At 39.2% G+C, this 12,505-nt stretch carries 9 protein-coding genes, 1 tRNA gene and 3 pseudogenes; 7 read left to right on the top strand and 6 right to left on the bottom strand.

The genetic code is table 11. The features are described from left to right. Positions 1-14: 14 nt before the first annotated feature. The 6 genes and pseudogenes from HUN01_RS35635 to HUN01_RS25255 form a co-directional block, all read right to left on the bottom strand. Positions 15-1,117, bottom strand: a pseudogene (locus tag HUN01_RS35635) (ISAs1 family transposase). 54 nt (positions 1,118-1,171) lie between these two features. Beyond that, complete coding sequence (locus tag HUN01_RS25275) at positions 1,172-1,507, bottom strand: DUF4007 family protein (protein ID WP_238845597.1); 336 nt, start codon at positions 1,505-1,507, stop codon at positions 1,172-1,174. A 60-nt stretch (positions 1,508-1,567) separates the two neighbouring features. Further along, positions 1,568-2,594 (bottom strand): annotated as a pseudogene (locus HUN01_RS25270) (IS701 family transposase). Positions 2,595-2,645: 51 nt separating this feature from the next. Next, positions 2,646-3,044 (bottom strand): DUF4007 family protein, encoded by a 399-nt coding sequence (locus tag HUN01_RS25265; RefSeq protein WP_238845595.1) that lies wholly within the window; start codon positions 3,042-3,044, stop codon positions 2,646-2,648. A gap of 357 nt (positions 3,045-3,401) precedes the next feature. After that, positions 3,402-3,473 (bottom strand) — tRNA-Thr (locus HUN01_RS25260). A 109-nt stretch (positions 3,474-3,582) separates the two neighbouring features. Further along, a complete protein-coding gene (locus HUN01_RS25255; protein ID WP_181928484.1) occupies positions 3,583-3,771 on the bottom strand; it encodes a hypothetical protein in 189 nt (62 codons plus the stop codon). A gap of 50 nt (positions 3,772-3,821) precedes the next feature. Here HUN01_RS25255 and argF point away from each other — a divergent pair, with 50 nt between their 5' ends. The 7 genes and pseudogenes from argF to HUN01_RS25220 all read left to right on the top strand — a co-directional run bounded on the left by argF (position 3,822) and on the right by HUN01_RS25220 (position 12,476). After that, positions 3,822-4,742, top strand: a complete 921-nt coding sequence (gene argF, locus HUN01_RS25250) for an ornithine carbamoyltransferase (RefSeq protein WP_181928483.1) — start codon at positions 3,822-3,824, stop codon at positions 4,740-4,742. A gap of 323 nt (positions 4,743-5,065) precedes the next feature. Next, positions 5,066-5,671: a transcriptional repressor LexA gene (gene lexA, locus HUN01_RS25245; protein ID WP_181928482.1), complete on the top strand. Its 606-nt coding sequence runs from the start codon at positions 5,066-5,068 to the stop codon at positions 5,669-5,671. Between the two features lie 109 nt (positions 5,672-5,780). Next, a complete protein-coding gene (locus HUN01_RS25240) occupies positions 5,781-7,259 on the top strand; it encodes a DNA phosphorothioation system restriction enzyme (protein ID WP_181928481.1) in 1,479 nt (492 codons plus the stop codon). A gap of 327 nt (positions 7,260-7,586) precedes the next feature. After that, complete coding sequence (locus HUN01_RS25235) at positions 7,587-7,760, top strand: hypothetical protein (RefSeq protein WP_167306198.1); 174 nt, start codon at positions 7,587-7,589, stop codon at positions 7,758-7,760. Next, positions 7,757-9,829, top strand: a complete 2,073-nt coding sequence (locus tag HUN01_RS25230) for an AAA family ATPase (RefSeq protein ID WP_181928480.1) — start codon at positions 7,757-7,759, stop codon at positions 9,827-9,829. The genes HUN01_RS25235 and HUN01_RS25230 overlap by 4 nt, the downstream gene beginning before the upstream one ends. Positions 9,830-9,934: 105 nt before the next feature. Next, positions 9,935-11,835 (top strand): annotated as a pseudogene (locus HUN01_RS36665) (DUF3370 family protein). A gap of 71 nt (positions 11,836-11,906) precedes the next feature. After that, the gene (locus HUN01_RS25220; protein WP_181928479.1) at positions 11,907-12,476 is read left to right on the top strand and encodes a Uma2 family endonuclease; all 570 of its coding nucleotides are present in this window, start codon (positions 11,907-11,909) and stop codon (positions 12,474-12,476) included. Positions 12,477-12,505 lie beyond the last annotated feature (29 nt).

The raw sequence follows: 12,505 nt of genomic DNA, 5'->3' as shown, positions 1-12,505 counted from the left end.
GTCTACAGGCAGGGCTATTTCATTCTAAAAAATTGCTTAAGTGTGTCTAACCCAAATGAACATAATCGTTGAGCTTGTGCCATATTTTCAAACATTTGACTTCGATATAAATTCAGAGTGAAATTACGAGCGATAGCAAAAATCTGGGGTAAAGGTTTAGTACGAATTCTAGAAGCGTCTTCTCCTTGAGTTACATCTCGAACATAATGAACTTTATTTTCAACACCCCAATATCCCCGGATGCGCTCGCTAAACTCTTGGGCTGTCGTACTTAAGGAAGATATGTAATAACGTGTTTCATTTTGGACTTCAATATGATTGTGTCTGATAGTCTGACGTTCTGATTGGACTCGGATGATAGTTTTCAGACCAGGCCAGAATCTGATATCATTTGGCGACTGACAAATACTAACTCTACGTTTTTCGATTCGACCATGACCTTTATTAATTAGTGAAACCGTAGAGTCTGGTATAAAATTTGTTTTAACATCTTTAAACAGACCTGGTTGGTTGCCTTTAAGGGCAGCAATGTAATCATTGCCAGTTTCGATTATCAATTCACAAGTTTTTTTTGGGTATTAATCGCATCAAAAGCGAAAACTACCCCTTGAAGAGCTAATTTTTGAATCAAAATTGGTAGAGCTTTAATTTCATTGGTTTTAGCATCTACTTCCCACGGCTCTAAAATCAAACCACGCTCGACAATATAGGTGCTAACTAACATTATTGCCGGATGAGAATCGGAATTTGGATTATCTTCTTCGATTTGATACGAACCTTTGATGACTTTGCCATCTAACCCTATGGTTTCTCCGCAGACTGGTTGTATATTAAAGAACTTAGCAAGACACGCTCCATATTCCTCGTAATTAACCTGTAACAAGGCACGACGTAAGGTGCTATATGAGGGTAATCTATTTTTCGCAGGTTTTAATAGTTCTATCAATTCTTCGTGGTAGCTTGCAATCCAATCTCCGATTGCTAAAAATCCTTTATTCCCCGCTGCGATCGCAAGGGTAAATAATGCTAGACACAATGGCAACGTATGACGTTGCCCAGCCCGGCGGCGGGGGTCTTGAAGCTCAAGAAAAGCTTCAATTATTGCTGGTTGGCTCACGGTACTAGATGTATTTCATTTTTAGTGCTGCATTTTACCATACAGCCTTTATGTTTAGAATGAAATAGCCCTGGTAATTGTATTGCTATCTTTATTTGCCCAACTAGCATATTCTAAACAAGCGGCGACTATAACTGATGCAGGTAAATTCGCTTTTGCACCCATTTTAAACTGATAATTTTTCCCAAAATGACGAATTAAACCTAGTTCGTTAAAAGGACAGTCAATAGAATCTTCGACTGGGCTATTGTCTCTCATTAAATCTTGTGTTGCATACATTCTTAAAATGCAATTTACATCTTTTATAAAAGAAGATTCAGCAATAGTCTTATTGAAATTATTTATATAATCTTTCAGACCAGCCAAAATATCTTCTTTCGTAAAATCCAAATCTCGAAAAACATTAAAGATTAGGACTTACGCATTGACAAAAAGAATCATCTATGGAGTCTAGATAATGCCATCACTGTTAAGGTTTGCAAAAATATGCTCACGTACAACTAATGTGAACATATTCCGTTGTACTTCGTACCAATTGCTAATTATTTTTTCAGACCGCATAAACTCCAATCTAATAAAAGCTTGAAGTGAACAAAATATGTGAGTCTTGATTGCATAGGTATCCCTAACCATGAACCGACAAATTCCACATACTTGTTTGATGGCTCGATGAAAGGTTTCGATTCCCCAATGGGTATCATGAATTGTGATAAATTCATTTCTGGTTATATCCTTGATTCTTTCCTCATCTGGAACATACAAAATATAGTGTCTAGAGTCTTCTTTCTTGAAGTCTTTCCTAAACAACTTTATAAATCCAAATTCTTTCAGATGAGTTCTTAATCCTGACTCTGGAATCACTAAAGTACTTACCTGGCAATACTTATGCGGCTCATTTGAGACAGTTCTATTTTTTTCAATCCCGAATAGAAAACCCAATTTCTGGTTTTTTAGAAATTTTAAATTTTCTACTCCTGAATACCAACTATCTCCTGTTACTATTCTTGGCTTGACTCCCCAGCTTATTATTTCACTCACCATTTCTCGAAAATAATCGTTTTTTTGTTTTCTCCTCCTTTTTGTCATATATTCTGTAATTTATTGGGACTGAATTACCGTTAGTATCGCTGTAATATAAAGTTATTAAATTTAAGCCAATAATAGCTTTATGGGCTTTTCCTGACCAAAAATAACTGATTAATTCGGCATTTTTTGGGTCACTGTAAATTTTTTCTATAACTGTATCGTCTACACTTAGTATCCCTCCTACCAAGTTAATGATTTTCTCTACTATGTTGAATAAATCTTTCGGTTCGTATCTCTCTCTCAACAAAAACCGATTCACACTATCATGTGAAACGTCTCCCAATATCTCTGCCAACCTACTGCACCCCCCAAACTTTGGCTCTGACAGCAGAAATAAGGTGTAGAGGTCTAGATTGCATTGTCCTGTCGATGGTTTAGTAATTTCTCTAATTGTCCGATACCTGTAAAGTAGACGACCCTTATTTATGAATTCACTATTTTGTTATTCTGTCAATGCGTAAGTCCTAAAGATATAATACCAAGCAGCCGCGTCGCATCTGGGTTTTAATAAATTCCAATGTAATAACCATAGTGATGCCGGATCTTCTAAATAAGTATCCCATCCATTATCTCCTAAAAGTTTTTCTCCAAATACTGTTGGTAAATTATTTTTATCAATAATTTTGAAAGCGCTACACCAATAGCGAATAGCACGTACCATATTTTTACCAACACCTAAACGTACAGGAGCATCATCCTGTGAGAAGATATCTGGATTTTTCTTAGCTGTATCAAATCCTTTTTTCAACCAACCAAAACGAGGGTGAAAAGTTTCATGGTTAGCAAATATAGGATTTACTGCATTTTCAAAATATTTAAGGTTTAGACTAGTTTGGATCATGGGAAAATAGAGATAAAATAACAATCATTTTCTTGTTAGTAGAAGTGTTTATACCACAAAGCAAGCTTACAATACTTAATGATATAAAAATGCAGTGATGCTAGTATAGGCTCCATCTACACAAAAGAAAGATTTATTATTTTAATCTGTTTGACTGTATATGTATAAAAATTAGGTTAATTTTACATAAAAGGTTTAAATTGTGTCATTTGAACTTGAAGATATTCTGGAGGATGGTTGTTCAATTTGTCCTTTCCTTTACTTCCACAAGTTTTAGGACATGATGCACTCCAGTAGATCGCCAATGGGCTGAATTACCGTACACAATCGACAACTTAAATACTTATGTATACTTAAAGCCAGCAGCGGGATTTGAACTCGCGACCTTCCGATTACAAGTCGGATGCACTACCACTGTGCTATGCTGGCAATTTTTTTGATTACTCTCAATTAGCAACCACAATTTCTTATTGTACCATAATCGATTTATTTGTCTAGCTGTAATTGCTAAAAAATATCTCCCTCTTCAGAAATAAGGCTAGAAGACTAGAGATTTTGGCAATATCGCTGCTTTTGTATGGCTAGATGGTTGAGTTGGCGTTGCAATTGTAGTGATTGCGATCGCTAATAAAGTTGATAAATTAATATGCACGGCAAAAGCTAACTCAAATCCTGGGTTGGGCGCAAAAATATCTAGTGCAGTTCTAAAACTATATTTTCTTAGCACGGCTGAATAAAGGAACAGAAATATATAATTATTTTTTACAGATTACAAGCATGGCAGCATTGCTCGGACGAGATTTATTAAGTCTGGCGGACATCAGTCCAACGGAACTTCAAGAACTCCTGCAATTGGCAACTCAACTTAAATCACAGCAGTTGAAGTTGCAGTGTAATAAAGTTTTGGGTTTGTTGTTCTCCAAAGCTTCAACTCGCACGCGGGTAAGTTTTACTGTGGCGATGTACCAACTGGGTGGACAGGTAATCGATCTCAACCCTAATGTCACTCAAGTTAGTCGCGGGGAACCTTTACAGGATACGGCGCGGGTATTGGATCGATATCTGGATATTTTAGCAATTCGCACTTTTGCACAGCAGGATTTAGAAAGTTTTGCTCACTATGCCAAGATTCCGGTGATTAATGCGCTGACTGATGCAGAACATCCTTGTCAGGTATTAGCTGATTTATTGACGATTCAAGAAACCTTTAACACTCTTGCTGGCTTAACTTTGACCTACGTGGGTGATGGGAATAATATGGCTAATTCTCTGATGTTGGGCTGTGCTTTGGTGGGGATGAATGTCAGAATTGCTACCCCTAGCGGATATGAGCCAGATTCTCAGATTGTAGAACAAGCAAGAGCGATCGCTAATAACAAAACGGAAGTCCTTGTCACTCACGATCCAGAATTAGCAGCTAAGGGTTCTACTGTACTTTATACTGATGTTTGGGCAAGTATGGGGCAAGAATCTGAAGCTGATAATCGGATGCCAATTTTCCAGCCTTACCAAATTTCGGAACAGCTATTGAGTCTTGCTGATCCAGAGGCAATTGTTTTACACTGCTTACCAGCCCATCGTGGTGAAGAAATTACTGAGGCAGTTATTGAAGGTTCTCAATCAAAAGTTTGGGAACAGGCAGAAAATCGCCTCCACGCTCAAAAAGCTTTGCTTGCGAGTATCTTAGGGGCGGAATGAAAGGAGTTAGCCCGGATTTCTCACGCATAATGTGGGGAGTGTGGGGAGTGTGGGGAGTGTGGGGGGTAAGACTTTTTCCCCATCCTCCCACACCTCCCACACTCCTGGATTTCTCACTTGTGAGAAATCCAGGTTAGGAGTCAGAATAGCTAGTGTGCAATTGGCTCCTAACTACTTGCTGGTAAAAAATCCGAAATAAATGGGTAAAAGAAAAGAGAATATTCTTGCTTTTACCTTTCATAATTTTTACTTTTCTCTTGTTATGGGGAGTTTTTTGTAGTACTAATGTTCTAGAGACATTAATAATTACTTCCCACAAATTTATGGAACGTCTAACGGAAGCTCAACAAGAACTTTACGAATGGTTATCAGAATACATCCGATCGCACCAGCATTCGCCTTCTATTCGGCAAATGATGCAAGCGATGAACTTGAAGTCACCAGCACCAATTCAAAGTCGTTTAGAGCATTTACGCACTAAGGGATATATAGAATGGACTGAAGGACAAGCGCGAACGATTCGGATTTTGCGTCCTGTTAAGCAAGGTGTACCAATTTTGGGCACGATCGCTGCTGGTGGTTTAATAGAACCGTTTACTGATGCTGTAGATCATTTAGACTTTTCTAATTTCGATTTACCTCCCCAAACTTACGCTTTGCGCGTAGCTGGCGATAGCATGATTGAAGATTTAATTACTGATGGTGATGTGGTATTTCTGCGTCCAGTAGCAGAACCAAATCATTTAAAAAATGGTACTATCGTCGCCGCTAGAGTTGATGGATTTGGTACAACATTAAAACGTTTTTATCGCCAAGGCGATCGCGTTACTCTCAAACCAGCAAATCCTAAGTACAATCCCATAGAAGTCAGCGCTATGCAAGTGCAGGTACAAGGTTCACTCATTGGTGTTTGGCGTGGTTACAACTGAGTAATGGGGAGTGGGGAGAAATCAATTCAAAATTCAAAATTCAAAATTGAAGAACTCCTGTCTCCTCTTTCCCAATGACCAATGACTAATGACTAATGACTAAATAAATATGTACCTGACGCAAAATCCAGTGCAACAACTGCCCACTTTCCGGTTGAAATTACCTTATGCAAGGGAAAGTAAGGGCAGTTATTATACGCAACCATTCCCAGGATGCCCAAGAATGCCTCCATCTCTGCAATTGCGGCAATATCAGCGCCAAGCGATCGCTAGCTGGTTTACCAACAATGGCAGAGGGACGCTAAAAATGGCTACTGGTAGTGGTAAAACTATTACTGCATTAGCGATCGCTTGTGAATTATATCAGCAGATTAATTTACAAGTTTTGGTGGTGGTATGTCCCTACCGCCATCTCGTCACCCAATGGGCGCGAGAATGTGAAAAATTTAATTTGCAACCCATTTTAGCTTTCGAGAATTTACGCACTTGGCAAAGTCAACTTTCTACGCAAATTTATAATCTGCGTTCTGGTTCTCAACGGTTTGTCACGGTGATTACTACGAACTCCACTTTAATTGGAGATGGGTTTCAGTCTCAACTCAAATATTTTCCCGCCAAAACTTTAATTATTGGGGATGAGGCGCATAATTTAGGCGCACCCAAGTTAGAAGAAAGTTTACCGCGCAGTGTTGGGTTGAGACTGGCTTTATCTGCCACACCGGAAAGATATTTTGATGATTTTGGGACGCAATCTTTATTTGAGTATTTTGGCCCAGTTCTGCAACCAGAGTTTACTTTGAGGGATGCGATCGCTCAAGGTGCTTTGGTACATTATCTGTATTATCCGGTGCTGGTAGAGTTAACTGAAGCCGAAAGTATTGCCTATTTAAAGTTAACCAAAAGAATTGGGCGATCGCTACTTTATCGAGATAGAGAAAATGGACAAGCAGGAAGTTTTGAAGACAATGAAGATTTAAAGCCGTTGTTGATGCAAAGAGCAAGGTTAATTGGGGCGGCGGAAAATAAATTAAATGCTTTGCGGGATTTAATGGCAACTCGCCGCGAAACTAGTCACACTCTTTTTTATTGTAGTGATGGTTCCCAAGATGCGGGACAACGTTCATCTCTACGTCAACTCAAAGCTGTTGCTAAAATTCTGGGTGTGGATTTAGGGTACAAGGTAAGCACCTATACGGCTCAAACAACTTTACAAGAAAGGGAAATATTGCGCCATCAATTTGAAAGTGGAGAGTTGCAAGGTTTAGTCGCAATTCGTTGTTTAGATGAAGGTGTAGATATTCCAGCAATTAAAACTGCGGTGATTTTATCAAGTTCTGGTAATCCTCGCCAGTTTATTCAGCGACGGGGGCGAGTTTTACGTCCTCATCCAGCTAAAGAACGCGCGACAATATTTGACATGATTGTTTTGCCACCAGATTTAGATAGAGAAACTATCGAAGTTGAGCGTAATTTGTTGAAAAAAGAATTGCGTCGCTTTGTGGAATTTGCCGATTTAGCTGATAATGCAGGCGTTGCAAGAATGAAGTTACTTGATTTACAAAAGCGATATGGTTTATTAGATATTTGATGATGAACTATATAGTTGTATTATTTTGTAAAATTTTTCGAGTTTTGAAAAAAGAAGCATTAAGTATGAAATAATAAAATTATGAGTTAGATCATAATGGGATGTAAGTTGCTTTAAAAATTTCACTTACATCCCATTATGATCTAGATTGTTAATATTAATAATAACAGAAGACAATTCAATAATAAAGTCTTTTTTCAAAGAAAATTATAAATTTGAAAAAATAGTTTTGGCTAAATTAAAGATAACGCTAACAGTGGCTTTACGGAGGTAAATACAGTACTAGAGAAAGTTAAAATATAGAAAAACTATTGCTCCAAACCGAAGATGTCACAAGATGCGAATATCGATGATGTGCAAGAGCCAATAAACAGCGCTCCGCCAGAGGTACGGCGAATTATTGAGCGGGTATGGAAGCTGGAAAAAGGCAGGCTAGATAAAAAGATTAACAGCCATATAAATGATAATATTTTGGACATTATTAAGGAAGAGGTGCGATGAAGCTGACTTCAATCAAGCTATGCAACTTTCGCTCCTTTTATGGTACGACACCAGAGATGCTTCTGGCTGGTGGAGATGTTCAGAATACAACGATTATTCATGGCAATAATGGCTCTGGTAAAACTAGTTTACTAAATGCCTTTACGTGGGTATTGTATGATAAGTTTAGTGCGGCGTTTGCATCAATAGAACAGTTAGTTAATAAGCGTGCGATCGCAGAAGCTCAAAAAGGTCAAGCTGTAGAATGTTGGGTAGAAATTGGCTGGGAACATGAAGGTAAACGCTATCGCGTTAAACGCGCCTGTCGGGGTTATAAAAACGAAGGTGATTTTGACGCTGGCAAAACTCAATTAACCATGTGGGTTGGTGCAGATGATGGCAAATGGAATATACCAAATCAGCAACCAGACGATATAATTAATCAAATTTTACCTGCTACTTTACATCAATATTTTTTCTTCGACGGCGAACGAATTGAAGAAATAGTCCGTTCTGATAAAAAGGCTGAAATTGCCGAAGCTACAAAAATTTTCTTGGGTGTAGAGGTAATCAATCGTTCTATCAGACATTTGGGAGATGCTAAAAAAGCTCTAGAAAATGAATTAAAAGCGATTGGTGATTCTGAAACAAAACAACTATTACGACAGCAAGAAAAAATAGAACGGGAACGCGAACGCATTACCAAACGGCAAACAGAAATTAAAGAAGAGTTAGAATATCAACAAACTTTTAAAAAAGAGACAAGTAACCGTTTACGAGAACTGAGTGCTGCTAAAGAATTGCAAGAAAGATGGCAGGATTTAGAATCACAGAAGACGGCGAATCAAGAAGAATATAAAAAAACAAAGGAAGCGCTGAAAAAAGTTATTTCTGCGCGGGGTTATACCGTTTTATTGTCAGAAACTACAGCACAGTTTCGAGGAATTATCAATGATTTAAAGCAGAGAGGCGAGTTAACATCAGGAATATCGCGGGAGTTTGTGAATGATTTACTCAATTCTCAGCGCTGTATTTGTGGCGCAGAATTACACGAGGGTAATCATTCTCATACTCATGTGAGTAACTGGCTAAATAAAGCAGGTTCTTCGGTGGTGGAAGAAACTGCAATTCGGATGATAGCTCAAGTAGATGAAATTGATAAACAAGCCGTAAGTTTTTGGGAAGAGGTTGATAGAGAACAAAGTAGAATTAATCAATTAAGGCAAAGCATATCTCAAATTGAAGGTGATTTAGACAATATTCAAGAACGGTTGCGAAAAGATGCTAATGAAGAAATTAGCAGCTTACAAAAACGCTTAGATGAAATTGAAAGTAAAATTGATGAATTGAATCGAGAACAGGGTGCAAATCAGCAACAAATTGCTCAACTCACAACTGAGATTGAAAGTTTAAATAAACAAATTGCCAAGCAAAAGCTGAATGAAGACAAGCAAACTCTAGCACAGCGACGAATTAACGCTACTCAAGATGCAATCGAACGGTTAACGGAAGTTAGAAATCGTCAAGAGCAACAATTTCGCCTGCAACTAGAAAAGCGAGTACAAGAGATATTTATGGAGATTTCTGTGACTCCATACATTCCTAGAATTAGTGAAAAATATGAACTGACATTAGTAGAAAATACCACAGGTATAGAAGCACCAGTTGCAGCATCAACGGGCGAGAATCAAATTCTCAGTTTATCCTTTATTGCCAGCATCATTGACAAAGTAAGGGAATGGAGTGAGAAACGAAAAATGATGATGATTCCCGATAGTAGCACTTTCCCAATTGTGATGGATTCACCCTTCGGTAGTTTAGATGAGAATTCGCGGCGACACATTGCGAAGACAATTCCCCAATTAGCGAATCAGTTGATAGTTTTAGTAACTAAAACTCAGTGGCGGGGTGAAGTAGAAGCAGAAATTACAAACAGAATTGGTAGAGAATATGTGCTTACATATTATTCATCCAAGCCGGATTGTGAACAAGATTATATTGAGTTGGGTGGAGAAAGATATCCTTTGGTGAAACAAAGTCCGAATGAGTTTGAGTATACGGAAATTATGGAAGTTGAACGAGATAGGTAATTACAGCTTGTCAACTTAGAAGCAGGGCGATTACAAACCGTCCTTTTAACTTCTCAAGTCCCCGTGAAATGCTTTAATGGCTTTAGTTTATACTAAAGTTTACGAATGCTTCTCCGAAAAACTACAGCAGTTGTTGTCTCACTCTTAACTCTATCAACCTCTAACGCCCTAGCCTTTTCTGACACCCAAAGCTATTGGGCAAAAAATTGTGTGCAGCAACTAGGGGAGCGTAAACTGATTACAGGCTACCCTGATGGTAGTTTTCGCCCAGAAGCAACGGTGACACGCTCTGAAGCAGCAGTGTTGATGCTAAATGCTTTTCCTAATTCACCAGTGAAACGCACTGCTACGTTATTTAAAGATGTACCTAATAATTATTGGGCAAATAAAGCAATCTCTACCGCTTACCAAAAAGGATTTTTTTCTGGTTATCCCGGTGGAATTTTCCAACCCAACCAGCCAATTCCTCGCGCCCAAATCATTGGTGTCATAGCTGGTGGAAAAAATTACAGCCCTATATCCAACCCAACGCAGATATTACAACAATATTTTGACGATGCGGGACAAATTCCTAACTATGCCCAAAATGCGATCGCATCTGCGACTATTAATAGTATTGTTGTCAATTATCCCAATGTCAAACAGCTAAAACCACTGCAAAGCGCTACTAGAGGCGAAGTTGCAGCTTTGATATGTCGGGCGTTAAATATTTACACGGTTCCCCCACAATATATTGCCGGAGTTAAAGTACATCCGCAAGAAGTACGCCCTTTACCAGGAAAACTCGATATTATTCCCACCTTTAACAGCAATAGTCCCGAATTGGTAACAACTGAAGGAATTTTACTATCAACTTTCCCCCCAGATGGGAAACAAGTACAGTCAGCACATTTAAATTATCCCTTTGAAGGCAGATTTGATATATTTGCTCATCATATCGTCAGGGCGGAAACATCAGCCCAAAGCCGCACTGTTTACCAAGGGATAATTGTACATAATCCAGGGAATGAACCTGTTACACTGCAAGTTTTACAAGCAGCTAGTTACCTCACCAAAGAAGCGCCATTTATCGCTTTACCTGATATGGTGGAAAATCCCCAAGGTACAGTTTACTCTGGGCCAGGCGATCGCACAATGAATGATGTATTGCGGGGAGTTCGCCAAGGGATTTTTCCCCGAAAAGCTGGTGATAGAACCAAAAGAAACGCAAATTCTAGCGAATTTAGCCATTCCCGTACAGGCTCCTGCTTCTAACGGTCGCACTACGATGATGCGCTTGACAAGTAGTAGCCCAGTTTATCTCGCAAATTTAGTCAAAAATAGTAATATTCCACCCACCTTAGCCGAGTGGCAAAAGCTTCTGGATACAGCCAGTTTAGCAGGAAAGCGTGACCCCATTCCCACACCTCTCGACCCTCCCAGAGAACCAACAGTATTTAGTCGCGTCGCTGGTGTCTCCCAAGGAACGCAATGGCAAACACAGCTTACGGATAATTCCAATGTGTCTGAATTAACGATACCCCCAATCAGGAAAGGCGTTTTCTTATCCTTTGGGAACTGTACATTTAATTACTCTCAGCACTGAACAAATTCAAAGCGCACCAATGTTAAAACGCTATCCTGATACAGCGTACTTTGCTCACAGTAACTATGGTGTTGAATACAATCTGACTTTACCCCTCAGAAATATTACTAATCAAACCCAGACTGTAACTGTATCAATCCAGACTCCTGTGAAGGATGAAGGGGGAACAGATAGACTTTTGTTTTTAAAGCCAGGTGTAGAACAAATATTCTTTCGGGGAACGGTGCGGGTGCGTTACATCGATGATAATGGTGTGGAAAAAACGCGCTATGTCCATTTGGTACAGCGTCGAGGACAAAGGGGTGAACCGTTGGTGACGCTGAAAATGTTGGCGGGTGGGAAGCGAGAAGTACAAGTAGACTTTTTGTATCCTCCAGATTCTACGCCGCCGCAGGTTTTGACGGTGAGAACGGAGGGGTAATTTTTTCAAGCAGAGGCGCAGAGGCGCAGAGGTTTTTTAGTTACAGTTGAGAAAAAGGGAGGAATGAAATTATGGTTGCTAGTCCAGACAGAAATTATATGTCTCCACAGGAATATCTGGAATGGGAAGAACGCCAAGAAATTAAATACGAATATATTGATGGTGAAGTTTTCGCCATGACTGGGGGTACTCTTCCCCATAATGATATTGCTTTAAACTTAGCTTCAGCGTTAAAAAGTCACCTGCGAGGAAGTGGGTGTCGTGTGAATATGGCGGATGGGAAAGTAGGTGTATCTGAGAAGGGGCCTTTTCATTATCCCGATGTTGTGGTGAGTTGCGATGAACGAGATAAACAAGCTATTCAATTTCTCCAATATCCTTGTTTAATTGTTGAAGTTCTGTCCCCAAGTACGGAAGCTTACGATAGAGGTACAAAATTTACGCGGTATCGTCGCATTCAGACTTTACAAGAATATGTCCTCATTGATGCTGAAAAAATTGGTTTAGATTGCTTCCGGTTAAATGATAGAGGACTCTGGGAGTTACATCCTTATGAAGAAGGGGATGAAGTTCATTTAACTAGTGTTGATTTTCACTTTCCTATTTCTTCGGTTTATGAGGATGTTCAGTTTCCAACTTGAGTTTAGGGAAAACTACAGATGGTGGCAGA

Source organism: Nostoc edaphicum CCNP1411 (genome assembly GCF_014023275.1).
In the GTDB taxonomy this organism is placed as follows: Bacteria; Cyanobacteriota; Cyanobacteriia; order Cyanobacteriales; family Nostocaceae; genus Nostoc; species Nostoc edaphicum_A.
This window is presented reverse-complemented; position numbering and strand designations above follow the sequence as displayed.